31 protein-coding genes are annotated in these 25,059 nt (G+C 36.4%); 16 read left to right on the top strand and 15 right to left on the bottom strand.

Going from position 1 to position 25,059, the window contains the following annotated elements:
• Positions 1-161: 161 nt before the first annotated feature.
• The 8 genes from ESU54_RS15820 to ESU54_RS15785 all read right to left on the bottom strand — a co-directional run bounded on the left by ESU54_RS15820 (position 162) and on the right by ESU54_RS15785 (position 6,371).
• Positions 162-467: a 2TM domain-containing protein gene (locus ESU54_RS15820; protein WP_111845423.1), complete on the bottom strand. Its 306-nt coding sequence runs from the start codon at positions 465-467 to the stop codon at positions 162-164.
• A gap of 9 nt (positions 468-476) precedes the next feature.
• Positions 477-788: a 2TM domain-containing protein gene (locus ESU54_RS15815; protein ID WP_111845422.1), complete on the bottom strand. Its 312-nt coding sequence runs from the start codon at positions 786-788 to the stop codon at positions 477-479.
• 1 nt (position 789) lies between these two features.
• The gene (locus tag ESU54_RS15810; protein WP_111845421.1) at positions 790-1,101 is read right to left on the bottom strand and encodes a 2TM domain-containing protein; all 312 of its coding nucleotides are present in this window, start codon (positions 1,099-1,101) and stop codon (positions 790-792) included.
• Positions 1,102-1,199: 98 nt separating this feature from the next.
• Positions 1,200-2,528, bottom strand: coding sequence for a 2TM domain-containing protein (locus tag ESU54_RS15805; protein ID WP_111845420.1), 1,329 nt, complete (start codon positions 2,526-2,528; stop codon positions 1,200-1,202).
• A gap of 54 nt (positions 2,529-2,582) precedes the next feature.
• Complete coding sequence (locus tag ESU54_RS15800; protein WP_111845419.1) at positions 2,583-3,245, bottom strand: tetratricopeptide repeat protein; 663 nt, start codon at positions 3,243-3,245, stop codon at positions 2,583-2,585.
• A gap of 107 nt (positions 3,246-3,352) precedes the next feature.
• Positions 3,353-5,506: a TonB-dependent receptor gene (locus ESU54_RS15795; protein ID WP_111845418.1), complete on the bottom strand. Its 2,154-nt coding sequence runs from the start codon at positions 5,504-5,506 to the stop codon at positions 3,353-3,355.
• 137 nt (positions 5,507-5,643) lie between these two features.
• Positions 5,644-5,847 carry a helix-turn-helix domain-containing protein gene (locus ESU54_RS15790; protein ID WP_111845417.1) on the bottom strand — a complete coding sequence of 68 codons (204 nt, stop codon included), beginning with the start codon at positions 5,845-5,847 and terminating at the stop codon, positions 5,644-5,646.
• A 2-nt stretch (positions 5,848-5,849) separates the two neighbouring features.
• Positions 5,850-6,371 (bottom strand): DUF2975 domain-containing protein, encoded by a 522-nt coding sequence (locus ESU54_RS15785; protein ID WP_111845416.1) that lies wholly within the window; start codon positions 6,369-6,371, stop codon positions 5,850-5,852.
• A gap of 221 nt (positions 6,372-6,592) precedes the next feature.
• Here ESU54_RS15785 and ESU54_RS15780 point away from each other — a divergent pair, with 221 nt between their 5' ends.
• Together ESU54_RS15780 and ESU54_RS15775 are read left to right on the top strand one after the other, a co-directional pair.
• Entirely contained in the window at positions 6,593-7,189 is a 597-nt protein-coding gene (locus ESU54_RS15780) for a YdeI/OmpD-associated family protein (protein ID WP_111845415.1), read from the top strand.
• Positions 7,190-7,234: 45 nt separating this feature from the next.
• A complete protein-coding gene (locus ESU54_RS15775) occupies positions 7,235-7,564 on the top strand; it encodes a hypothetical protein (RefSeq protein ID WP_111845414.1) in 330 nt (109 codons plus the stop codon).
• 49 nt (positions 7,565-7,613) lie between these two features.
• Here ESU54_RS15775 and ESU54_RS15770 read toward each other — a convergent pair whose 3' ends face one another.
• The gene (locus ESU54_RS15770) at positions 7,614-8,888 is read right to left on the bottom strand and encodes an NAD(P)/FAD-dependent oxidoreductase (RefSeq protein ID WP_111845413.1); all 1,275 of its coding nucleotides are present in this window, start codon (positions 8,886-8,888) and stop codon (positions 7,614-7,616) included.
• 114 nt (positions 8,889-9,002) lie between these two features.
• On the opposite strand from ESU54_RS15770, the gene ESU54_RS15765 reads away from it, so the two are divergent.
• Positions 9,003-9,497, top strand: a complete 495-nt coding sequence (locus tag ESU54_RS15765) for an RNA polymerase sigma factor (protein WP_111845412.1) — start codon at positions 9,003-9,005, stop codon at positions 9,495-9,497.
• 6 nt (positions 9,498-9,503) lie between these two features.
• The gene (locus ESU54_RS15760) at positions 9,504-10,148 is read left to right on the top strand and encodes a hypothetical protein (protein WP_111845411.1); all 645 of its coding nucleotides are present in this window, start codon (positions 9,504-9,506) and stop codon (positions 10,146-10,148) included.
• Positions 10,149-10,232: 84 nt separating this feature from the next.
• Here the strand turns inward: ESU54_RS15760 and ESU54_RS15755 are convergent, their stop codons facing one another.
• Together ESU54_RS15755 and ESU54_RS15750 are read right to left on the bottom strand one after the other, a co-directional pair.
• Complete coding sequence (locus tag ESU54_RS15755) at positions 10,233-11,036, bottom strand: lysophospholipid acyltransferase family protein (RefSeq protein ID WP_111845410.1); 804 nt, start codon at positions 11,034-11,036, stop codon at positions 10,233-10,235.
• 124 nt (positions 11,037-11,160) lie between these two features.
• Entirely contained in the window at positions 11,161-11,802 is a 642-nt protein-coding gene (locus ESU54_RS15750; protein ID WP_111845409.1) for an NUDIX hydrolase, read from the bottom strand.
• Positions 11,803-11,804: 2 nt separating this feature from the next.
• On the opposite strand from ESU54_RS15750, the gene ESU54_RS15745 reads away from it, so the two are divergent.
• Complete coding sequence (locus ESU54_RS15745) at positions 11,805-12,533, top strand: peptidylprolyl isomerase (protein WP_111845408.1); 729 nt, start codon at positions 11,805-11,807, stop codon at positions 12,531-12,533.
• 1 nt (position 12,534) lies between these two features.
• Here ESU54_RS15745 and ESU54_RS15740 read toward each other — a convergent pair whose 3' ends face one another.
• Both ESU54_RS15740 and ESU54_RS15735 read right to left on the bottom strand, forming a co-directional pair.
• On the bottom strand, positions 12,535-13,149 hold the full coding sequence (locus tag ESU54_RS15740) for a trimeric intracellular cation channel family protein (protein WP_394348878.1): 615 nt from the start codon (positions 13,147-13,149) through the stop codon (positions 12,535-12,537).
• A gap of 2 nt (positions 13,150-13,151) precedes the next feature.
• Entirely contained in the window at positions 13,152-13,877 is a 726-nt protein-coding gene (locus tag ESU54_RS15735) for an RDD family protein (RefSeq protein WP_111845406.1), read from the bottom strand.
• Between the two features lie 39 nt (positions 13,878-13,916).
• On the opposite strand from ESU54_RS15735, the gene ESU54_RS15730 reads away from it, so the two are divergent.
• The 7 genes from ESU54_RS15730 (at position 13,917) to ESU54_RS15700 (ending at position 21,212) form a co-directional block, all read left to right on the top strand.
• The gene (locus ESU54_RS15730; RefSeq protein ID WP_111845405.1) at positions 13,917-14,891 is read left to right on the top strand and encodes a stage II sporulation protein M; all 975 of its coding nucleotides are present in this window, start codon (positions 13,917-13,919) and stop codon (positions 14,889-14,891) included.
• Positions 14,866-15,792 carry a hypothetical protein gene (locus ESU54_RS15725; protein ID WP_111845404.1) on the top strand — a complete coding sequence of 309 codons (927 nt, stop codon included), beginning with the start codon at positions 14,866-14,868 and terminating at the stop codon, positions 15,790-15,792. Before ESU54_RS15730 ends, ESU54_RS15725 begins: the two co-directional genes overlap by 26 nt.
• On the top strand, positions 15,785-16,510 hold the full coding sequence (locus ESU54_RS15720) for a hypothetical protein (RefSeq protein ID WP_146848146.1): 726 nt from the start codon (positions 15,785-15,787) through the stop codon (positions 16,508-16,510). Before ESU54_RS15725 ends, ESU54_RS15720 begins: the two co-directional genes overlap by 8 nt.
• Complete coding sequence (locus tag ESU54_RS15715; RefSeq protein ID WP_111845402.1) at positions 16,500-17,687, top strand: DUF4350 domain-containing protein; 1,188 nt, start codon at positions 16,500-16,502, stop codon at positions 17,685-17,687. Before ESU54_RS15720 ends, ESU54_RS15715 begins: the two co-directional genes overlap by 11 nt.
• Positions 17,688-17,691: 4 nt before the next feature.
• Positions 17,692-18,684: an AAA family ATPase gene (locus ESU54_RS15710; protein ID WP_111845401.1), complete on the top strand. Its 993-nt coding sequence runs from the start codon at positions 17,692-17,694 to the stop codon at positions 18,682-18,684.
• Positions 18,685-18,743: 59 nt separating this feature from the next.
• Positions 18,744-20,078, top strand: coding sequence for a DUF58 domain-containing protein (locus ESU54_RS15705; protein ID WP_111845400.1), 1,335 nt, complete (start codon positions 18,744-18,746; stop codon positions 20,076-20,078).
• A 195-nt stretch (positions 20,079-20,273) separates the two neighbouring features.
• Complete coding sequence (locus tag ESU54_RS15700) at positions 20,274-21,212, top strand: hydrogen peroxide-inducible genes activator (RefSeq protein ID WP_111845399.1); 939 nt, start codon at positions 20,274-20,276, stop codon at positions 21,210-21,212.
• Between the two features lie 102 nt (positions 21,213-21,314).
• Here ESU54_RS15700 and ESU54_RS15695 read toward each other — a convergent pair whose 3' ends face one another.
• Both ESU54_RS15695 and ESU54_RS15690 read right to left on the bottom strand, forming a co-directional pair.
• Positions 21,315-21,512: a hypothetical protein gene (locus ESU54_RS15695; protein ID WP_111845398.1), complete on the bottom strand. Its 198-nt coding sequence runs from the start codon at positions 21,510-21,512 to the stop codon at positions 21,315-21,317.
• Between the two features lie 182 nt (positions 21,513-21,694).
• Positions 21,695-22,150 (bottom strand): DUF4442 domain-containing protein, encoded by a 456-nt coding sequence (locus ESU54_RS15690; protein ID WP_111845397.1) that lies wholly within the window; start codon positions 22,148-22,150, stop codon positions 21,695-21,697.
• 134 nt (positions 22,151-22,284) lie between these two features.
• On the opposite strand from ESU54_RS15690, the gene ESU54_RS15685 reads away from it, so the two are divergent.
• The 4 genes from ESU54_RS15685 to ESU54_RS15670 are packed head-to-tail and all read left to right on the top strand — an operon-like array spanning position 22,285 to position 25,046.
• Positions 22,285-22,782: a DUF4870 domain-containing protein gene (locus ESU54_RS15685; protein WP_111845396.1), complete on the top strand. Its 498-nt coding sequence runs from the start codon at positions 22,285-22,287 to the stop codon at positions 22,780-22,782.
• Entirely contained in the window at positions 22,766-22,951 is a 186-nt protein-coding gene (locus tag ESU54_RS15680) for a hypothetical protein (protein WP_111845395.1), read from the top strand. The genes ESU54_RS15685 and ESU54_RS15680 overlap by 17 nt, the downstream gene beginning before the upstream one ends.
• Positions 22,948-23,286, top strand: coding sequence for a PadR family transcriptional regulator (locus ESU54_RS15675; protein ID WP_111845394.1), 339 nt, complete (start codon positions 22,948-22,950; stop codon positions 23,284-23,286). Before ESU54_RS15680 ends, ESU54_RS15675 begins: the two co-directional genes overlap by 4 nt.
• On the top strand, positions 23,283-25,046 hold the full coding sequence (locus ESU54_RS15670; RefSeq protein ID WP_111845393.1) for a PspC domain-containing protein: 1,764 nt from the start codon (positions 23,283-23,285) through the stop codon (positions 25,044-25,046). Before ESU54_RS15675 ends, ESU54_RS15670 begins: the two co-directional genes overlap by 4 nt.
• Positions 25,047-25,059 lie beyond the last annotated feature (13 nt).

Below are 25,059 nucleotides of genomic sequence, written 5' to 3'. Positions count from 1 at the left end.
TTCACCGCGTTCAATCTGCTTTATCAGATCAAGCTTTAAGGACAAATCGAAAGTACGTTTTAAATTCTCTTTTTTCATGTTAAATTCAATGATGAAAAAAGGCAACTTATTTTAGGCTTAATCAGTTGATGAAAAAACTCAATAGTATATTTCGTATTTCATTATTGATCTTCGTCCAAAAATTGTTTTATTTTTTTCTCTTCCCAGCGTTTAAAAATATTGTTTTCAATATTCATTACGTAAAAAACATAAAGTCCGTGAAACACTATGCCAAAGCCCCAGAAAAATGCGGTAACATAGTTGCTCCAATCGTTAAAGTCAATTTTTTCAGAATTAAAAACATTTGCTGAAACAAGTATCATTCCAGTGTTCACAAGGATATATACTGCCAAGTGGCTGTAAAAACCTTTCAGTGTTTCCAATTTTTTCTTTGCTCTTAAATAAGCAATGCTGCTTTTGGTTTCCATTTCAATTTTTTATTTAAGAAATTTTTCCATTTGTTTTTCTTCCCAATTCTTTATAAACTTCAATTTATATTGAAAAGCTTTCGCTGCGTGAAACAGTAAGCCAATACCCCAAAAAACAGGAACTATTAGAATATTCCAATCTACCCATTCTATAAAATTTTTATCCGGAGACTGGTTCTTAAAAAACTCCAACACATGGCCTCTCACAACAAATAAGGCTATGTTCACAACAATATAAACCAGCAAATGACTATAGAACCCTTTTAGTATCTCTACTTTTTTTTGGGCTTTTCTCAGTTTTATGTTTTCAGAATAATCCATTTTAGTGTGAGTTATTTTTATTCTTTTTTTCCTCTTCTTCCATAAATTGCTTCATTTTTCTATCTTCCCAATCTTTCCCTATAAAAGGTGTCCATTGAAATACTTTTATTGCCTGAAAGAAAATGCCAATTCCCCATCCAAAAGCTGCCCATAAAAACCAAGGGTGACGCAGTTCATTCACATAATAGTTTAAACCTGCTAGCGCAGCGATAAAGATGACATAAAACATTAAACTGCTGTAGAATTTCTTTATTTCGGCAACGCGACGTTTCGCTTTAAAATATTTGCTGTCTTTATTATTTTCAATTTCCATAATAGTTGTTTTTAAATAATAGTATAAAAGTAAAGCAGCTGAAAACCAATATAAAATAGAACCTTCCCAACCGTGCTATTTATAGGATGAACCGTAATTTATTCGTCCTTATCCATTAACTCACGTATTTTTTTTTCTTCCCAATCTTTTCCGAAGAAGGGATTGTAATTGAAGGTTTCAGCAGCATGGCCCATAACGCCAATACCCCAACCCACAATAGGAAAGAGTGCCCATGGAAAGCCTGCTTGTGAAATGTAATTTAAGTAAATAAAAACAGGGGAAAAAAGTATATAGACCACCAAGTGAATGTAAAATCCCTTCAGTTTCTCAACCCGCTTTTTGGCAAGCTTATATTTTTTTTCTGAAATAAATGTATCTGCTGTATTCATAATTTGAATGTTTTCTCCCAGAATAGGAATGGAAATACTGAACTCTTTTCGGTTCTCATTAATAATTACGGGACGCTTTGTTAAAAGCGCATACCTATCGCGAATGTTTCGTAGCCCTACGCCTGTGCTTTCCTTTAAAACCTGTTTGGGTTGGCTGTTATTGGTCACAATCAAATTTCCGTTTTCTTCAGAAATAGTTATATAAAGTTTCTTGGAAGGCATTACTTGATTGTGTTTTACAGCATTTTCCAATAAAAGCTGAAGCGACAACGGAACCACTTTTGCTTGTGGGTTCTCCAATTTTGAAGGCTTTGTAAAAACGATGCTATCCTCAAACCTTACTGCCAAAAGCGACATATAGAGCTCAGCAAATTTCAATTCCTCTTCCAGCGTAACCAACTCCTTGCTTTTCTGTTCCAGAACATAACGATATACTTTAGAAAGCGATGTTGTAAAACGCGTTGCAGCTTCTGGATTTTCTTCAATCAAACTGGTAAGCACGTTCAAACTATTGAAGAGAAAGTGTGGATCCAGCTGGTTTTTCAGCGCGTCAAATTTTGCCGATGCCGTACCAGCAATTATTTTTTGTTCGGTTACTCTTTTTTCCTGTTTGTTACGATAATAATACGCAGCATAAAAAATAGAGGTTACTACCACAGATATTACAAAGGATATATAATAATTCTGAACCAGTTCCGAAGCAATAAATTCTGAAAAATTTCTTCCATCAATAACAACTTCTGTGAAAACCCGTAACAAAAAAAGACTTAAAAGTGTGATAGAAACTCCTCCCAAAAGCCCTTTGAAAAGATTCTTGACTTTAAAAACAGCATTCGGAAACTGTTTCAATAAAAACCCAAAATAGTAGGCATTCACCATATAAAGCACCACAGAATACATTTGGTTGTATAAAAAACCAATGAGCAGCTCATATCCATTGGAATAGGTGTGACCGTTTATGTATTCGATAATCCCTATAACTATAAATACCAACGAGCCTACAAACAGTGCCTTACCAAGATCTTTTAAAATTCGCATTGCTTAAAATTGAGATTTGTTTTTTGCCAAAATCAGTGAGATTATGGCAATATATTACTTACAGCTTTCCGCCTGGACTTGTTTGGCACGCTCTTCTCCATAGGTGGGGTAAAATTCACCAGCAGGTTTAAAGGTAGCAAAAAGATCTATGGCTCTTTGGATGTCCTTGCAATAAGGCTCCACGCTCTGACCGAAATATTTTGCCCCGCCCATATCCCATTCGGCTTTAGACAGAATCATTCGGGGGTTGTTTGGCGCCAAGGCCAAAGCTTTGTTATAAAGTTCAGATGCTTTTGCAGAATAGGTCATTCCATATTGTTGGCCATCAAAAACAATCCACGCAGTGTATAATTGTGCTTGCAAAACCAACAAATCTGGATTGTCTTTAGAAATGGCCGTGGCATCGTTGATGAAATTCTGTGCTTTATCCAATTGTGCTTTCAACTTTGTTCCGTCTTTTTCTGTAAAACTGTTTATTACGTTTATTTGAGCCACGTAGTATGGCGGAAGCCAATTATCTGGCTCTGCTGTAGCTATTCTTTCAAAAACATTTGCGGCTTCCCAAGATTTGTCGTCTTGCCATAGCTGGAAGGCTTTTTGCATTCCTTGCTGATATTTTGTAGGTGCCGCATCTGCATTTACGGTTGTTGTTTCAGTCTGAGCCTGCATTACCAAAACGGTAAAGAAGAGGGTGAGGTAAGTGATTATGTTTTGCATGGTTTATTTTTTAATTGGTTATTATTGAATTCAAATTTCTTTCAAAATCATCGATTTATAAAATTGGAAACACCCAACTGTAGTTTTTAATGACTGAATTGTAATTATTACAAATTATCAAGCTGATTATCCTTTTTATCATCACTAATGGTCCAAAAGAATCCCACAAAAAAGAACTGGTCTGCTGCGGGGCGAAGCTCTCTTCGGGCAAAATTTCCATTGGAATCTGGCGTATTTGCATATTGGTACCCATTCACATTTTTAAAAGCGAAGGCATTATTTATTGAAAAATATAGAATCTTTTGCTGCGAAAGCAAATACGCCCAGTTCAAACTCAAACTGTTATATCCTCTTGTTTTTTTCTGAAGAAACCCAGGCTCATTCAAGTCTGTATAGGTACGTCCACTTCCGTATTGATAGCTGAAACCAATTTGGCTTTTCCAATCGCTGATCCAATATTTTGCGACTACAGAAAGATTGTGCGTGTTTGCAAAGCTTGGCGTAGCCTCAAAAGGGAAATTTTTATACTTCCGTTCGGTGTCCAAATAGGAATAGCTGACCCAATAATCCACGTTTTTGATGCTTTCGTTGTCTCGCCAAAACAAATCTAAGCCCTGTGCGTAACCATCGCCACTATTAGTAAATACACTGTTTACGTCTGGTATTGCTTCGTTATAAGTCACAAGATTACTGTACTGCTTTTTGTAAATTTCAGCACGGAAAATCCTGTTATTGGCAGCATATTGGTAGTTCATTATATAGTGCTGTGTGTGTTGCGCTTCTAAATCATTTGTGAATTTAAGCACTTCATTTTCTGGTTGCTGAAAGAAATCGCCATAGGCCAATGATAGCTGGCTGTGCTTACCCGTTTTGTAAGCGAACGAAGCTCGTGGCGAAACCGTCAATTCTTTGAACAGTTCACTATATTCCCCGCGAACACCTAATTTTAAAGCCATTTTTCTTGAAAAAATAATATCCGCTTCGGTAAAAGCTGCTGAAATATTATTGTTGAAACCAAGCTTTACGGCAAAATTGGGTTCGTCGTAATTCTCATTGAAACCGGTAACGAATTGTTCCGCACCAAAGTCCAGTTTAAATCGATTGCTGAAACGTTTTTTTAGTTTCAATTTAAGATGAGCCGAATTTTCTACATCCTTTATCTCTGCTTCATCAATGCCCACTTTTGTGTTTCCATAAGTATAACTTCCGCCTCCGAATATCGTCCAACCCTCGTTCAATACTTCGCTATAACTGGCATTTGTATAAAAGTTTTGGTTGTTCAATTTAAAATGCACGCCCTCAGACTGATTAACATCTTCCTGCGTAAGTGCAAAATTAGAAGTATCAAAAGCACCGTAAATTTTCAATAGCCCATTTCCTATTTTCTGACGAAAAACCGCTTCGCCTGAAGCCGTTTCAAAAGGTTTTTGCCAATCATTTCTATCTGGAAGAATTGCAATGTAGGGCGCGAGATTTATATAAGAAGCATTCAAACTCAAAGAACTTTTCTCCCACTTTTCAGTATGCCCCAGTCCCCCACCAACGCTCATAATGGCAATATCCGTTTTTTCTTGCGCAGGCTCGTCAATGGTGTTTAAAAGCAAGACAGATGATAACGCCTGTCCGTATTCAGCGGAATAACCGCCAGTTGAAAAAGTAATACCATCAAAAAGAAAGGGGCTGTACCTTCCTCGGGTCGGAATGTTATCAGTCGTTGGACTATAAGGCGTGAAAACGCGAATGCCATCAATAAAAATCTGGGTTTCACTAGCATCGCCACCGCGAACAAAAAGACGCCCATCTTCTGCAACGGTTGTAGTTCCTGGGAGTGTTTGCAGTGCACCCACAAAATCGCCCAATGCGCTTGCCGTGGTTACAATATCTAAAGGTTTCAAAACCGATATTTTGCTATTATCACCAGCAGAAAAGGAGCCCGCGGAAATGGTTACGGTTTCCAAAGAATTAACATCGTCCCGAAGCGTGATTTTTAGGTTTTGCATTTTTGAAACATCGTCGGTCAGTTTATATGGTTCAAAAGAAACATATGAGATGATCAAGGTTTGCGTACCAGTTTCTGAAGTTTCAAAGGAAAATTTTCCATTAACGTCGGAAGATGCTCCATCATAAGCACCATCCAGATATACGTTTGCGCCAATTATAGGCACTCCACTATTGTCGGTGACCGTACCCGAAACTGGGTTTTGACCAAAAAAGAAAAAGGGTAGAAAAAGAGTTAAAAAAGTAATGACTGAAATTTTCATGGATTGGTTGGTTTTAATTTTCAGTTCAAAGATGAAAGTTCGGTATATCTTTTAAGAAAAAAACAAACTGAATTGTAAAAATGGATTACCCAATTGTAGAATTTCGTTATATGATAAAGTTTCTCGGAAGAAAAAACTCATTCAACAAACTCCAAAATATCTCCAGGCTGACATTCCAAAACTTCACAAATGGCCTCCAGTGTACTAAAACGTACGGCCTTTGCTTTTCCAGTTTTCAAAATGGAAAGGTTAGAGAGTGTCAATCCTACTTTTTCGGAAAGCTCATTCAATGACATTTTTCGTTTGGCCATCATTACATCAAGATTTACTATTATAGGCATAATTAAATGGTTAGTTCGTTCTCGTTTTGTATCTCTACTCCCTTTTTAAAGACCAACGCTATTATATAAATTATACCGGCAAAAAACAGGAATTGCTCCGCACCCCAGTCTATTTGTAATGTAATTCCCTGCCTCATTATACGGTTTCCATAGTTTTCCGCAATTATAGCCACAACACCAATGCTCAAGGCATAATGACTCATTTGTGTAATTAGCGAAGCTGTCTTTTCATTGAAGGGATAATTTAAATCGAACTTCATAAAAAGTTTTATAACAAGATAGGCAAGGTAAGCCTTCATTGCCGTCAACGCTATTAAAAAGCTGGCTATACCAATGTAATACTCTACGTTAAAATTGTACACATCTAAAAGGTCGAGCCCCATATAAGTATCTTCCGCCCCATTCGAATTTATGAAAAGGGTCACAAAAAAAGAGACAAGAAGCGCTCCAGTTTTAATACATAAACCAATGAATACTATCCAGAATATAATATTCATTACTTTCATTATAACATTTGTTTTCATTTTAAATTGATTTAGATTTACATTGCGAAATTAGATAAATATTTATTTATAAACAATAAATTTGTTTTATTTATCAACAAATAAAATATTTTGAAATATAATTTTCGGAATTGAAAAGTTCTTGAACATTTAATTTTAGTGACTTTTCACCAAAATTCAATTCTATTTTTTTCTGAAACAAAAAATGGAAAAATTGTATCTTCGGAAGAAAACAAAGCAAAATGACCGATTCTCAAAAAGTAGATGCTTTTTTAGCAAATCAAACTAAGTGGAAAGAAAAACTGCAGCAACTTCGCGAAGTTTTTCAAAAAACAGAACTGAAAGAAGAAGTGAAATGGGGGAAACCCACATATACCTTGGATGGAAAGATGGTTGCTGCAATGGCAGATTTTAAAAACCATATGGCGCTTTGGTTCCATCAAGGGGTGTTTTTAAAAGACAAACACAATAAACTAATCAATGCCCAGGAAGGTATAACAAAAGCCCTTAGACAGTGGCGATTTGAGGAAGAAGATGAAATTGATTCCGAACTCATTTTACAATATATTGAAGAAGCAATCGTCAATGCCAAAGCTGGAAAGGAAATGAAACCAGTCAAGAAAAAAGAGGTTTCCATTCCCGATATTTTCAGAAATGCAATGGCGAAGGACAAAATTTTAAAAGAAAGCTATAACAATTTAACGTCTGGCAAACAGCGTGAATATGCCGAATATATTGGAGAAGCGAAACGCGAAGCAACCCAACAAAACCGCCTTGAAAAGTGTTCCGGAATGATAAAGCAAGGTGTAGGCCTTCACGATAAATACAAAAACTGCTAATAAGTATTTAGGAATTAAAAAATACTGAATTTTAAAACTCAAATTATGAAAACAGACAAGTATACAAAAACAATCCTGACCATCATTGCCATTTGTTTAACGATCAATGTGATAAAGGATTTTGAAATTTTTCCTTCGGCCTACGCTTCTGAAAATATTGAAACAAAAACCGTAAACGAAGTAATGGACGTACGTTTGGTGGATATCAACACTTACGATGAACTGAACGTAAACCTAAAAAGCGTTGACACCTATGACGAAGTTAAGGTTAATATAAAAAAGATTGAAACCACGGACGAGCTGGATGTTAATCTTGACGAAATTGGTGGCGGCTGGGTATCTAATGGTGGACCAATTCCAGTAAAAGTTCAGTAAATTTCAGGTTTCACCTGATTAATATCTTTTAACGTGCAACTTGTAATCCTTAACTTTTTTTAAAAGGACGAATAATTAATCGTGCCGCCCGATCATAGTTAATGTAACTATATGTCCAATTGAAAAAGGTAACTACTCTATTTCTGAAGCCCACCAAAAACCAAAGGTGAACAAACATCCATAAAAACCAGGCAATGGCACCACCAAAGTGCATTCTGCCAATGTCAACTACGGCTTTGTTTCTTCCTACGGTGGCCATGGTTCCTTTATCGAAATATTTAAAAGGTTCCATTTTATCACCATGAAGCATTTTTCTAAAGTTTTTCCCAAGATTCTTACCCTGTTGTATAGCGGGTTGTGCAACTTGCGGATGCCCTTTAGGATATTCTTTGGAGTCCATCAAAGCAATATCTCCTAACGCGAAAATATTATCAAATCCATTTACCTTATTAAATTCATCGACTTTATAACGGTTTACTCTTTCAACCAACGATTCACCATTTATCCCTTTAATGAGTGCTCCTGTTACTCCAGCAGCCCAAATAAATGTAGCAGTTTCAAACTTTTTACCATCTTTTGTGGTTACCGTTTTTCCATCATAACCACTGATAAATGTTTCCAAGTGAATTTGCACCCCAAGCTTTTCAAGGAATTTTTGCGCTTTTTTTGAAACGGTTTCGCTCATAGGCGGCAAAACCCGGTTCTGTCCTTCTATAAGGTGAACGTTCATTTCCTCTTCATCGAGTTCGGGGTAATCATTTTCTAAAATTCCTTTTCGGAATTCAGCCAAAGCTCCAGCAAGCTCAACTCCGGTTGGTCCTGCGCCAGCGATTACAAAATTCAGTAGTCGTTTTCGTTCCACTTCATCAACTGTAATATCGGCCTGTTCAATATTTTGAAGTATCAAACTGCGAATGTTCAGCGCTTGAGGCACCGTTTTCATTGGCATGCTGTTATGAGCAATACTTTCATTTCCAAAGAAATTGGTCCGAGTACCTGTTGCGACTACCAAGTAATCGTATCTTAGGCTCCCAACGGAAGAAAAAATGGTAGAAGTTTCGGTATCAATTTTTTCAACCTCAGCCATCCTAAAGTGAAAATCCATGCTTTTTCTGAAAACTTTCCGAAGCGGATACGCTATGGAATCAGGTTCAAGACCGGCAGTTGAAACTTGATACAATAAAGGTTGAAAAGTGTGGTAGTTATGTCTGTCAAAAAGTACAATCTGTACCTTTTCTTTTTTCAGCTTTTTTATGAAAGAAATCCCAGCAAATCCACCACCTATAACTACAATTCGGGGAGTGCCAGTTTCAGGAATATTCATCGTTTTTTTATAATGCATAAAAGTACGATTTGTTCCGTGAATTCGCTTATTTTTTAAGATTTTTGTAACAAAGCAATTCAGAAGAACACTAATAAAAAAGCCAACAAAAAACCATTGAACCAAGAACTTGAACATGGTTTTGTTTCCCAACTGGAGGAAAACCAAAACATCGTACACAAAATCTGTAGGTTATACACCAACGACAGCGACGCCCACAACGACCTGTTTCAGGAAATAACCATTCAGCTTTGGCGTGCTTACCCGAAATTTCGGGGTGATTCTAAGTTCAGTACGTGGATGTACCGAGTGGCTTTAAATACAGCAATTACACTTTATAGAAAATCAAAGCGCAGCATAAAAACACAAGATTTTGAAGGGGTTAGTTTTAAGATTTCCGCAGAGCCTTATGATGATACTGCAGAACAGCAGTTAAAATTAATGTATAGTGCCGTAAAAGATTTAAACGATATAGACAAAGCCCTTGTGTTTCTCTATTTGGAAGACAAAAATTATAGAGAAATTTCAGAAACACTTGGTATAACCGAAGTTAACGCGAGAGTAAAAATGAACAGGATAAAGGAAAAATTACGAACTATTATAAATCCGTAACCCACTATGGATGAATTAGAAATATTAAAAAAACAATGGCAGAGCCAAGAGCAGGTGCTGCCGCATTTGTCCTATAACGACATCTATAAAATGCTTTTGAAAAAATCCTCTTCCATAGTGAAGTGGATATTCTACATAAGTATTGCCGAGATTCTTTTTTGGACGTTACTTTCCTTTCTTGTACCAGAATCTAGCACCAAGTTCAGTGATGACATTGGGTTGCATAACATCTTGATAGGGGTTAATGTACTGAACTATTCTGTTTTTGGTTTTTTTATATTCCTTTTTTACAGAAACTATCGCAAAATTTCAACTACAGATTCTATAAAAGACTTGATGAAAAATATTTTGCGCACCCGTAAAACTGTCAAGTATTTTGTGATTTACAACGTTACGGCTTCGGTTTTACTAATAATCGGTATCAATTTTTATTACTACGTAAACCAAGATATTGTTTTTAGGTTTATGACTGAAGATTACGGCATAACAAACATTTCACAGGAAAGGTTCATGAAAATGTTCTTTGTTATTCAAATCCTTTTTGGAATTGTAATGATTGGTTTCGTTCTGTTGTTTTACAGAATTGTTTATGGAATTTTGTTGCGAAGACTTCACAAAAACTATAAAGAGCTGAAGAAGATAGAGGTCTGAAGAAAGTAGTAGTTTAAAGTGATAAGTATTCCGTTTATCTGCGGTGCAAAACTGCCAAATGATTCGGAATACTGAACATATATTTTAATACCTCCACTCCCGCTCTTTATTGAGCTCTTCTTCACTTTGAATTGCAGTAGTTGGAATTACTTTTAGAAAAGAAGGATGTTGTTCAATTGCGTACTCTAATTTTTCAACAATTTCATCCATGGTATCATTTTCATAATCAATATCCAGCGGAGGTTTTATTTCCATTGACTGAAGAATGCCGCGCTTTTTTATTCGAATGCCTTTTTTGTCAAAAGATCTTCTAAAACCATCAATAACGATCGGTACAACCACGGGTTTATTCTTTTTGATGATATGCGCAGTTCCTCTGCGAATGGGTCTCCAAGGTTTGGTTGTTCCTTGTGGAAATGTGATAACCCAGCCATCGTTCAACGCTTTGGTTATATTGCTCACATCACTCATTTTAACCTGTTTATTTATATCTTTCCCTTTTTCACGCCAAGTGCGCTCAATACTAACAGAACCCGTATATGCTAAGATTTTTGGTAGTAAACCTGCTTTCATAGTCTCTTTTGCAGCAACAAAATAAATATTGAGTTTTGGTCGCCACAAATAGCCCACATTTTTTATACTGTCATCTCTTCCGCTTAAACTGGCGTTAAAAACGTGAAGCATTGCAGCAACATCTGCAAAATATGTTTGGTGGTTACTCACAAAGAGTACGTTTTTCTCGGGAAGTGTTCTTAAAATCTCACTTCCGTGAATTTGTAAGTCGTTAAAACCCTTAAATCGCCTATGGGTCAAAAGACCAGCAATCCGTATTAACCAGAGTTTTAAAAAAAGTATATGCCCGAATGGGTTTTTTTTGAAGAGACTCATTTTTCAGTATTCAGTAATCCGTATTCAGTACGCAGTAACCAGTTTCAAAGTTAGGTTTTTACCATTTCGTACTTCCTGTTTTGTATTTCGTATTTCAATCTCACAAATATACTAAATTATGCTTTTACAATACCATTTTCAGCAATTCACGCACTTCGTTGAGCATCATTGCTGTAGCTCCCCAAACTATATGTCCGTTTAGTTTAAAGGCGGGCACTTCAATGCTAGTGGCGTATGATGTGGAAAGCGTTTGGGTGATAATGTTTGCATCATTCATAAAATCCAGTAAAGTTACTTCTATAAGTGCTTCTACCTCTTCTTCCTGTGGAACAAACTTTGGTAATTCTGAAGTTATTCCCAAGAAAGGTTGCACAAAAAAATTGCTCGGTGGAATGTAAATTTCAGTAAGTTTTTTTAATACTGAAATAGTGTTGCGCGAAACCCCAACCTCTTCCTCGGTTTCACGTAGTGCTGCATCCTGAATGGTTCCATCTTGCGCTTCCATCTTACCGCCGGGAAAACCAACTTGGGCGGAATGGACTCCCTTGTATGTTTTCCGGAGAATCAAAATCAGCCGTGTTTCATAATCTTCAGAAGGGTAAAAAAGCGACATTACGCCAGCCTGCTTTGCAGTGTTCTTTTCTCGGGCCACTCTTTTCAATTCTTGCAAACGTTCTATGGGTGCCATTTTAAATTGGATCGCTTCGCCCGGAAGTTCCATTTTTGTTACTTTTACAATCCGTTTTTCAAAATCGCGAAAATCCATTTATGATGAAGTTGTTTATTTATTGCCTGGGAATTGTTCTGTTCTTCGGAAGTTGTGAAGATAAGAAAAAGGCTTCCCAAAATGAAAACGAAATAGAAAACGAAGTTGAAATCGATACTTCTACTTCGATCAGTAATCAAAAAAATAACACCGAAAAGAAAGATTCTATAGCATATCCTGAAATCACGAACAATAATGTAGTTTCTTTTTTAACCGAATACGGAAAAAATAATCCCGAAACTAAAGTTCTAATATCAAGCCGTTTTGGCGATATTGAAATTGAACTCTACAAAGACACCCCGCTGCATCGAGCCAATATGATTTATTTGGTAAAGCAAAAATATTTTGATGAAACTTTTTTCCATCGTGTTGTTCCTAATTTTATTATCCAAGCCGGAAACAGCGATATTGTTTCAACCCCAAGAAAACGTGTCGCTTTGGGAAATAAATATTTACTTCCGGCAGAAATTATTCCCGGTCGCATTCACGAATATGGATCGGTTTCCGGAGCCAAGGAATATCGTGAAAATCCAGACAACAGAACTGCTCCTTACGAGTTTTTCATCTTCCTCGGACCAAAATCCTCTACAACCCATTTAAATGGAAAATATACCATCTTCGGAAGGGTAACCAAAGGAATGGACGTAGTGGAAGAAATTTCAAAAGTGAAAGCGGATGATGGGGATTGGCCTTTGCAGAATATTTATATTACTGCGAAGGTAGTTGAGTAAATCAATCCTGTATTTCATCCTTCCTATAAATACTAGGCAAGGAAAGCTTAAAATAAACAGCTAGCAACCGAACAATAAATATTATTGATCCTGAAATAACAACAATAAAATTTTCTGATATTGGGGTAGCGTGCAGCAGGAAATAAGCAGTCGCACCTAAAATACAGGCGGTGGCATAAATTTCCTTTCTAAAAATAATCGGGATTTCATTACAAAGAATATCACGGATAACACCTCCAAAACAGGCCGTCATTGTTCCTAAAGCAACACAAATTATAGGGTGAAAACCTGCTGCGATCCCCTTCTCTACCCCAACGATGGTGTAAAGTGCAATCCCAATGGTATCAAATAAAAACAGGGAACGGCGAATATGGTTTAATCTTTTTCTGAAAATAACCGCCAACACCGTTGCTAAAAAAATTACATAAACATAAGTCAAATCACGCATCCAGGCAACGGGAGCGTCGATAAGAATATCGCGCAATGTTCCACCGCCAACTGCAGTTACAAAAGCGATTATCAAAATCCCAAATGGGTCCAAACGCTTGTTCAGCGCAGTAAGCACTCCAGAGATAGCGAACGCGATGGTTCCTAAAATATCTATTATAAGTATCAGTTTCACATGTTCTGTGTAAAATGGTTATAATCGCGTAAAACAGTATCTATATATTGTTTATCATATAAATCAGATGCGGTTTCTAATACGGTTTCCACTTTTTTCCTAAGTGCATTCAATGTTTTGAAATCGTTTGATTTTATTGCGATAAGATAAGTTTCTTTAATGAGTCGCGCATCTTTATCAGTCAGTTTGGTTACGTTTAAAAATTTCGGTTGGTAATCTTCAGCTATTTCTTCTAAAATGGTATGACTTATTTTTACTTTATTCTTAGTACTTATTACAACCGTTCCCGCAGCGTGGTCGCCAACCCGTTGCCGTTTATCTGAAAAAATAATAGAGAGCAATCCGATAGAGCCCAAAAATATCCAAATATCTACCAAACGAAGTAGCCACAGAATCATATAATCGCTCCAACGAGCAGGACTCCCGTCCACTTTTACAACTCGGATTTTCATTGCCATCTTTCCCACTGTTCTTCCATTGAAAAGTATATGCATATAAAGTGAATAGAACATTATTGGCAAAAGTAGTAGTTGTTGCAGCCCAAAAACGGTCCAATTGTCACTAAAGGCCATATTCATAGCTTCCGTGGCCAATTCAACCAAATAGAAATACACAAAAAACAGGAAGAGGTCTATTAAAAACGCAAGAATTCGCTCCCCTACACTTACTATTTTGTAGTCTAGGTTTACGTTTTGTGTAGTATTGATTTCTAAGTTTGCCATGTAAAAGCAAGTGGTTATATTTATCGAAAATTTCAGAAGATGCGCGAAGCAGCATTCGTCAAGCAAAATAAGGAAAAATGGATTGCATTTGAAAAGGCAATCACACTTAATTCAAAAATAAGTCCGGATCAGCTTGCCGACCATTACATCCAACTAACCAACGACCTTGCCTATGCGCAAACATATTACCCTGATAGCAAGGCGCTTCTGTATTTAAATTCGCTTGCTTCACAAGCACACCAAAAAATTTATAAAAACAAAAAAGAAACCAAAAACCGTATCGTTAGTTTTTGGAAATATGAGTTCCCGCTGTTTTTCAGACAGCATCAGCGAATGTTGCTTTTTTCTTTTTTAATATTTGCAATAGCAACCGCTATTGGTGCAATTTCGGCATTGAATGACGATTCTTTTGTTCGATTGATTTTGGGTGATAATTACGTAAACGAAACGTTGAACAACATTGACAAAGGCGACCCAACCGCTATTTACAAAAGCGGCAGTGAAATCGGTACATTTTTGGGAATAACCATCAACAACATTCGCGTAGCATTTTTAGCATATGCTTTTGGAGTGATTACTTCTTTGGGAACGGCTTATTTACTGTTCAGCAATGGCGTAATGCTCGGAGCATTTTTCACCTTTTTTTACAACCGCGATTTACTTTTTGAAGCTTCAAAAAGTATTTGGCTTCACGGGACTATTGAAATTTCGGTTATCGTTATTGCTGGCTGCGCGGGAATGGTGATGGGCAATAGCATACTTTTCCCCAAAACATATTCACGGAAAGTTTCATTTCTGAAAGGCGCAAAGGACGGCCTCAAAATTGTGGTGAGCACGATTCCTTTTTTCATTATTGCGGGTTTTATTGAAGGGTTTATAACCCGCTACAGCAATATGCCAGTTTGGTTGGCAATGACCATTATTTTTAGTTCCTTGGCACTTATTATTTTTTATTACGTTATTTATCCAATCATCCTCAACAAAAAGCATGCAACACAAACATATACCGCTTAAACAGCAACGCGATGTAGGCGAAATGATAACCACCTACTTCGAGTTTCTTAAACAGAATTTCAAGCCATTTTTAAATATTTTCATCAGTTACAACGGAATTTTTATTCTCGGTTTTTTGGGGGTGAGTTATCTTTTGGTTACTGGTTTTGTTGGCACTTTTGTGAACACTCCCGTTTATGGAATAGGCGCCAATACTTCAAATTATCAAGTTTATTTTATAGCAGGAGCCGTGGGTTTTCTAATTCTATTTCTTATCACCGCGCTCCTAAACTACAGTCTTGCGGCGGTTTATATGATTCAATACGAGCAGAATAAAGGCGAAACTGTGGAAAAAAGAAAGGTTTGGGAAATGGTAAAACAAAACCTTGGGAAAATAATCCTCTTCGTCATTTTGGCGGTGTTTATGTACATCGCACTAATGGTGGTTGGCGTAATTATCTCCTTCATTCCTCTTTTAGGTAGCATTGCGTATTATATAATGATTTTAGCATATATGAGTTGGATGGGGCTTTCGTTTATGGCGATGATAAACGATAACAAAGAAGTAACCGACGCTTTCGGTGAAGGTTGGAAACTAATGAAAAAATTCTTTTGGAAAAGTGTGCTTTCAAACCTTGTTATTGGATTGCTTCTCGGAATTTTGATGATGGTTGTTTTGATGATTCCAGGAATTTTGATAGGCATTTACGCCTTCCATTCTTTAGACACAGGCGTAGATCTCGCTAATTCACCAATGGCTAATATTGTTTGGACGCTTGCCGTTTCGCTACTTTTGATTCTTTATACAATTAACCAATCACTTTCGCAATTTGTAAACGGAATACTATATTATTCCCTTCACGAAGAGACTTACAACGAAGCCACGCGTGAACGTATTGATAACATTGGCGCTGGTGAATAGATTCACCTTCATATTATTTTTTCTTTTGAATACCCTCGCCGCCACCGCGTCGGGAAAGGATAGCCTTACCGTTACTGTGGATAGCAGCAAAGTTGTGCAAAAACATTTTTCTGGAAATTTATCCGAAAAATATTCAGGGAGTGATTTTGATTACGACTCTGTGGAAGGCGAGGCGGAAAATTTTTTGGAGCGTGCAATTAATTGGTTTTTCAAAAAACTTGGAGAAGTTTTTGGTATAGATATTTCGCCAGTAATGTACCAAATTATAAAATTCATTATTTACGGAATGCTCATTGTTTTTGCACTTTATATTTTGGTGAAATTGCTCGTTGGCGATAATGCCTCCTCTTTTTTTAGCAAACAAAGCAAAATGGTCGCTCCCTTAAACATTCAAGAGGAACATATTGAAAATGTGGATTTGGACAGCTACATAAAAAATGCTTTAAAGGAAGAAAATTACAGATTGGCTATTCGGTATATGTATTTGAAATCTCTGAAATTGCTGTCGCTGAATAATATAATCAGTTGGCATTTTGAAAAAACCAACAGCGATTATTACCGCGAAATTGAAAGTGAAAGTTTGAAGGAAAGTTTCAAACAGGCCTCCTATCTATACGACAACATTTGGTATGGTGAGTTTGCGCTGGACAAAGCGGGTTTTGAGAATGCCGAAAAAGATTTTGAACGCTTAAACCAAAACTTGAAAAATGCTGGATAAACGTTCAAAAAGGGTACTTTGGGTTTTCGGAATTGCGCTGCTGGGCATCTTGATTACAGAACTCGTGCGTCCAAAACCCATCGATTGGCGCGCCAGTTATATTTCTTCAGACAAAATTCCTTTGGGCAATTTTGTGTTATTTGAAGAGGCCCCTACGCTATTCAAAAATGCTGAAATCGAAAAAGTTATAAAAGACCCTTATGAATTTTTGGTAGACAGCACTTACGCACAAAATTCCGCATATATTTTCATCAATGACGAAATTTTATTTGATGAAAGACAAGCTGATGAAATTTTAAAATATGTTGAAAATGGAAATACTGTATTTGTTTCATCGCGTAGTTTTGGAAGTATCTTAGCCGATTCACTTCAGATTTATGGAGCTACAGTTTACAATATTCTCGAAGAAGAAATTCATCCAAAATTCTTTTCACCTTCATTAAAACAGGACTCACTTCCATCCTTTAAAAAAGGTGTTTTTAAAGCTTCTTTCATTGAAATTGACACATTAAAAACTACTGCATTGGGCTATTACGAATCCGAAAGCCCAAAACTGGAAGAAATTAATTATATAAAAGTTAATTACGGAAAAGGAAAATTTCTACTTCATTATTTACCCGAAACATTTTCAAATTATTATTTACTGAAAGGCAACGAACAATACGCAGCCAACGTATTTTCCTATATTGATGCGGACAAAATTTACTGGGATGAATATTTAAAATCCGGTCGAAAAGTAGTCACTTCACCAATGCGGTTTATTTTGGATCAAGCTCCGCTCACTTGGGCGTATTATGTTTTGCTAGGAGGATTGTTGATTTTTGTACTTTTCAAAGGAAAACGCGAGCAGCGCATTGTGGAAGTTATGGAACCGTTGGAAAATACTTCGGTGGAATTCACCAAGACCATTGGCGATTTATATTTTCAGCATAAAGATTACAGCAATATTATTGCGAAGAAAATTACCTATTTTATGGAAACCCTTCGTTCAAAATACTTTTTGAACACGAATGATATAACAGAAGATTTCATTAAAAAACTGGCGTTGAAAAGTGGAAACACTTTTGAAAAGACCCAAAAATTGATGCATTTAATAAAACATTTAAAAGAAAAATCTGTTCACAGCGAAGCCGATTTACTGGAACTGAACAAGCAAATAGAAGCATTTAGACTATAAGGTTATGGAAGAAACACAGGAAAATCCGTTAGAATTCAATTCGCGAATCGATTTAAAAAATCTACAGGAAGCGACCGAAAGAATCAAAGCCGAACTTGGCAAAGTAATCGTTGGGCAGCATGATATGTTGGAAATGCTCATCATTTCAATTTTAACAAATGGACATTCCTTGATTGAAGGCGTGCCGGGCGTTGCGAAAACATTGACCGCAAAGTTATTGGCAAAAACGCTGGCAGTAGATTTCAGCAGAATTCAGTTTACACCAGATTTGATGCCAAGTGATATTTTGGGAACGTCAATTTTCAATGTGAAAAATAGCGAGTTCGAATTCAAAAAAGGACCTATTTTTTCAAACATTGTTCTGATTGACGAAATAAACCGAGCACCCGCAAAAACACAGGCGGCACTTTTCGAAATAATGGAAGAACGCCAAGTAACAATGGATGGTACCGAATATAAAATGCAGCCACCATTTTTGGTTTTCGCCACCCAAAACCCTGTGGAACAGGAAGGAACTTACGCCTTGCCGGAAGCACAATTGGACCGTTTTCTTTTCAAAATAAATGTGCCTTATCCAAGTTTAGAGGAAGAAATTCATATTCTTGAAAACGAGCACAATCGGAAAGACGCTTTTGTTTTGGATAGTGTAGTTCAAGTGCTAGATGCAAAGCAAATTGCAGAATATCAACACACTATAAAACAAATAATTATTGAAAGCAATCTGTTGAAATACATCGCGGCAATTGTTGACAATACGCGAACAAACGCCAATCTTTTTCTTGGCGCCTCGCCACGCGCATCACTGGCAATTATGAATGCTTCCAAAGCTTTGGCTGCAATGAACGGTCGCGATTTTGTAACACCAGACGATATTAAAAAAATAGCTCCTTCAGTTTTAAGACATAGAATTATGCTTACGCCAGAACGCGAAATGGAAGGAATAACGGCTGATAAAGTGGTGCAACAAATTATTGAAACCATTGAAATTCCGAGATAATGGGTAATTAGTAAAAAATTAAACCAAAGTCGAAGGGTTTTAAATTGAAATAACTAAAAGTGAAGAAATTCCTTAAAAGCTTATACCTAAAAAAACGATTTTTTATCGTTTTGTTTTCGCTTGCAGTCTTGTTTGTGGTTTCGTACTTCTTTCAGGAATTGTTCGGGGTCGCTAGGCTTTTATTTTATTTGCTTTTAGTGGCTTTTGTTTTTGATGTTTTGCTTCTTTATCGAAATAAAACAGGAATTCAGGCACAACGAATTTTACCTGAAAAACTATCAAATGGCGATGAAAACTCTATAGAAATTAAAATTGTAAATAGATTTCAATTTAAGACTTCCGTGAAAATTATTGATGAATTGCCCATTCAATGGCAGATTCGGGATTTTAAAATTGAAGCGGTCTTAAATGCTTCCGAAGAAAAGAAATTTACTTATCAAGTACGACCAACGGAGCGGGGCGAATATCACTTTGGAAACCTAAATGTTTTCTCTTCCTCAATTTTAGGATTGGTTGCTAGGAAACAACAATTTTCAGCGGAAGCGATGGTTCCAAATTATCCGTCTTTTCTTCAGCTTAAAAAGTATGATTTTATTGCTTTTACAAATAGGCTAAAACTTTTCGGACTTAAAAAAATTCGAAGAATTGGCCATACAATGGAGTTTGAGCAAATTAAGGATTACACTTCAGGCGACGATGTTCGGAATATAAACTGGAAAGCTACTGCAAAACGAAGCAGCTTAATGGTGAACCAATTTCAAGATGAAAAGTCACAGCCTGTTTATTCTGTGATAGACAAAGGAAGGGTGATGAAAATGCCTTTCAATAATCTCAGTTTGCTGGATTACGCAATTAATGCTACGCTCGTTATTTCAAACATTGTATTGAAAAAACATGACAAAGCGGGAATGTTTACTTTTTCCCGAAAAGTTGACGACCGTGTGATTGCGCAGCGAAGAAGCGCACAAATGCACCTTATTTTGGAAACACTTTACAATGTGGAAACCGATTTTGCGGAAAGTGATTTTTCGCGTTTGTATGTAGATGTGAAGCGTCATATTAAACAAAGAAGCTTGTTGTTGCTATATACCAATTTTGAAACTATGGATGCTTTGCACCGTCAGTTGCCGTATTTACAAGCAATCAATAAAACACATCTGCTGGTGGTAATCTTTTTTGAAAATACTGAGCTGAAATCATTTATGAACAAAAAGGCAAACACAACCCACCAAGTTTTTGAAAAAACGATTGCAGAGAAATTCATTTATGAAAAGAAACTGATTGTAAACGAGCTTCACAAATTCGGCATTCAATCTATACTTACCGCGCCGGAAAATCTCACTGTAAACACCATAAACAAGTATTTGGAAATAAAGGCGAGAGGACTGCTTTGATCAACGATTGTTGATTGACGATTGTTGATTTTTGAAGTGCCACGTTAAATTCGTTTCATAAGTTATCCTGTTTCGATTCAGTCGTGATCTGGTGTTTTTTTTAGTCGTGGTTCTTGATTCCTTTTAGTCTTGATTCAAATTTTACCAATAAATTATATTGATAGAAATATTATCTTTGCATAAACAAAATTTACAATGACAATCACCCAACTTAAATATGTTTTGGCTGTAGCCGAACAACAAAATTTCACAAAAGCTGCTGAAAAAACGTTTGTTACGCAGCCCACGTTAAGTATGCAAATTCAAAAATTAGAAGATGAACTCGAAATTTTAATATTTGACAGAAGTAAAAAACCCATTGAACTTACCAGTGTTGGTAAAAAAATTGTGCAACAAGCCCGGAATATCGTCAATGAATCTGAAAGGATGCAGGATGTGGTAGATCAAGAAAAAGGATTTATAGGCGGTACATTTAAACTCGGTATAATCCCTACCATAATGCCAACATTGTTGCCTATGTTTCTGAAAAATTTTTCAAACCGCTACCCAAAAGTACAGTTGAAAATTGAAGAGCTGAATACAGATGAAATCATTACAAAAATTAATGACGGTTACCTGGATGCCGCTATTGCCGCCACACCTCTGGGACAGGAGAAAATAAAAGAAAAGCCATTGTATTACGAACCTTTTGTGGGTTACATTCCAGAAAACCATCGTCTGGCTTCAAGAGAAAAGCTGGAAATTAATGATCTCGATATTGAAGACATATTATTGCTAGAAGATGGGCATTGCTTCCGCGACGGAATAATTAATCTTTGCAAAGTCTCTAAGAACAACAACAAAGATAAGTTTCAATTGGAAAGTGGCAGTTTTGAGACATTGGTAAAACTTTCAGACGAAGGTTTGGGAATGACGCTCCTGCCCTATCTGCATACCTTAGATATTCTCCCCAAACAAGCTAAAAATTTAAAGTATTTTAAGGAGCCATCACCAGCACGTGAGGTAAGTTTAATTTACAGTAAAAGTGAACTGAAAATGCAAATTATTAATGCATTGCAGGATATTATTTCTGGTGTAATACGTGGTGCCATCGCTTTTCAGGATGTGAAAATTATCAGTCCAACGAAAAAGTAGACAGTGGTAAGTTAAAAAACTGCTGACTTAATAACTCAATGACCTAACTACCAAAGGATTCGAAAACAAAAAAATCCCCCTGATTTCTCAGAGGGGCTTCTTTTATGGGTTTAGATAGATTAGACATTGATTTAATTGGGGGTTCTGCTTGATAAGCGAATCAACCCAGAGCTTAAGCTCCTCTACTTCGTAGGGAAGCAATCTGGTTAACGCTTTTTTCAATTCCTTGCAAAACAAATTTACGTCAAAACTTACTTTTGAGAGTACAGCTTTGGTGTAATCAAACATCGCTCTTGCCATAGCTAATTGAGGTTTAGTAAAAAATTAAGTAGCTTTTTATAATAGGCAAAGGGTTTTTAAATTAATCTGATTTAAATATAACAAATAAATGCCAATAAAATTCTCTTTGTGTTAGATTTAAAACTGTTAAAAATTTGTTAACGAGCCGAATGTCCTTTTATAGCTATCGAAAACATTGACATCTATCTTTTAATTTTTACAGTCCATTCAAATTCAAAAGTAGAGACTAAGTCTCCACTAGAATCTCTTCCTTCAGATTTCATCCAACAAGTTTGTCCTTCTCCGGAACTTATGGCTGTTTGGATCGCGGTTTTTATAAGTTGGCCATCATTACACTTAAAGATTATTCTTCCCCTAGCCTTTTTGGAAAATGTAGCTTTATTGTTTGCTACAAGCATAGATATATTTTTATTGCTTTCTTTAATAGCTACCATCACCATTGCTCCAGTGCTAAGTTCCGCAGCCATTCCCTGTACAGCCCAAAATATAGATTTAAATGGATTTTGATTGATCCATCTATGTTTTACAGTAGTTGAGCAGGTGTTTTCTGAAATAGATTTCACACGTACGCCTGTAAGGTATGCGGAAGGCAAATTAAACAATAAGAAAGTATTGATTTTACTAGGGCTAAGTTTCATTTTCTTTAAAATATTCTACGAAGATATTCAATAAATTAATGACTTCCTATTTGTTAAATATATGTTAATTATAGTACTATGCGTAACATACTACTGTCTTTTAGACATATATTTGCATAAGAAAATAACAAGCTATGGAAACTACAATCTCTGAGAATCAAAAAAACACAAGTGCTTTCATTCACTTGTCAACCTTTTTAAAATACTTTTTCCCATTTGCAAATTTTATTGCTCCGTTATTGATTTGGACATTTAATAAAGAGAAAACATTTGTGGACGAGCATGGAAAACAAGCTATCAATTTTCAGTTGAGCGTTTTGGTATATACTGTATTAATAGGTTTAATCTGTCTTCCCTTCTTTATCATTTTCGCCACGGATTTTATTTCATTGATTGAAACCATTGATCACAATTCAGGAGCGTTTTCTGTAAACAACATTCAGAATCTTTCGGGGTATATACTGCTGTTTGGTTTGGCTATTCTATTATTGTTGGGATTGTTCGTTTTTGAGCTTTACGCAGTGATAAATGCTTCCATTCACGCTTCAAGAGGTCTATTATATAAATATCCGCTTAGCATACCATTTATAAAAACCAATCTAAACCCTATTCAAAATGAGCACATTAGTTAGTTACCTATTGGCTGCCATTTTGCAGTTTATAGGCGTAAGCATGCCGAAGGAACAGGAAACTGTTAGCGTATTGACTCATCAACAATGCGAAGAAACCACAAGCACGCTTCCTTATTCATTCATCATCAATTACGAACAGGAATTAAAAACAAGTAAAAAGGAATTATGAAAATCGAAAACACAAAAGCGCAGATGCGGAAAGGGGTTTTGGAGTTCTGCATCCTTTCCGTTCTAAAAGACGGCGAGGCATACACTTCAGACATTCTTGAAACCCTAAAGGACGCAAAAATGCTTGTCGTGGAAGGCACAATCTATCCGCTGCTCACAAGGCTTAAAAACGCGGGATTGCTTTCATACCGTTGGGAAGAATCCACCGGTGGACCGCCACGCAAGTATTATGAACTTACCGAAACCGGTAAACTATTTTTAACCGAATTGAACGGAACCTGGAGCGAACTGCAACAGGCCGTGAACAAAGTAACCAGCGAAAAAAACACAAAATGAACAAGACAGTAAACATAAATTTGGCAGGCACTTCCTTTCATATAGACGAAGATGCCTTTGGGAAACTTTCGCGCTACCTAGACGCCATCCGTAAATCGCTAAAAGGTGCTGACGGAAGTGAAGAAATAATGCAGGACATAGAAGCCCGTATAGGCGAACTTTTTTCTGAAAAGATTGAAAGTCCAACCCAAGTTGTAACACTGAAAACACTTGACGAAGTAATTGCAGTTATGGGCCAGCCCGAAGATTATGAGGTTGATGACGAAATATTCGAGGATGTTCCACCAACTTCAAAAACATACACAAAATCACGTACAAATGCTTCCCACAAACAGCTTTTCCGTGATGTTGACAACAAGTATATTTCTGGGGTTTCCTCTGGAATTGGACACTATATAGGCGTTGATGCCATTTGGATCCGTCTTTTATGGGTGCTTCTGGTTGTAGCCGGAATGGGATCACCAATAGTAATCTATATATTACTATGGATACTGGTTCCACCAGCATTGACAACTTCTGACAAATTGAAAATGACTGGCGAGCCAGTAAATATTTCAAACATTGAACGTAAATTTAAAGAGAGTTTTGACAATGTTGCCGACCGTGTAAAAAATGTAGATTATGACAAATACGGCAACAAAATAAAGAGTGGCGCTTCTGGCTTTTTTGACAGCTTGGGAAGCTTAATTGTCACACTATTCAAAGTATTCGCAAAATTCATCGGGGTACTTATCATTATCGTTGCGCTTTCCACAATTATTGGACTCGTAGTAGGTTTTTTCACCTTTGGCTCCATAGATGTTTGGGGTAATTCTGAAATAACTGAATACATAGCTTTGGTTGATACAACCAATGTCCCATTGTGGTTAATAGCTTTATTGTCTCTGTTTGCTATAGGAATTCCATTTTTTGTATTGTTTATTTTAGGATTAAAACTTTTAATCAGCAATCTAAAATCGATGAGCTCTACAGTAAAAATATTGCTCATTGTGGTTTGGGCATTATCTGTTATTGGTTTGGCTGTTTTGGGAATAAAACAAGCCACTGAACAAGCTTATGATGGAAATTATATTGAGGAGCAAGCCATTGGGGTGCGCACTGGAGATACATTACGAATCGCGATGCGCGCCGATAAACAATTCAGTTATGAAGTGAGTCGTGAAAATGGTTTGAAATTAAAATATACTGAAGATGACAAAAGAGTAATCTATTCAAGTGATATTATTCTGAACATTGAATCCACAAAAGATTCTATCGGCAAAATAGTCATTGAAAAAACTGCTGAAGGAAATAATCATCTTGATGCAAAGAAACGCGCCGAAGCAATAGAATACAAATTTACTTTTGAAAATAACAGCTTGATGCTCGATGGTTTCTTCATAACGGATACCAAAAACAAATACCGTGATCAGCAAATTGAAATAACGGTATATGTGCCTGAAGGAACGGTTGTTTATTCCGAAGAAAACACAACTTCCTATTACAGCTTTAATTCAGATTTTGCTGAATTGAGCGACTGGGACAACGAAGCACATTATTTCAGAATTCTGAAAAACCAAGCAGAATGCCTTGACTGTAAAGAAAAAGAAGAGATAATTGAAGAAGGAGATACTACAGAAATTATCAATTCCGAAATAATTATAGACAGCGTGAAAACCATTAAAAATAAAAACTGGGAGGAAGAAGTGAAAGATGATTTCAAAAATAAAAATACCGCTTCAACTAACAACAGTGAAACGATAACAATTACAATAGATTAATAACCAAAACCAA

It is taken from the genome of Aequorivita antarctica, from assembly GCF_007997155.1.
Lineage (GTDB): Bacteria > Bacteroidota > Bacteroidia > Flavobacteriales > Flavobacteriaceae > Aequorivita > Aequorivita antarctica.
This window is presented reverse-complemented; position numbering and strand designations above follow the sequence as displayed.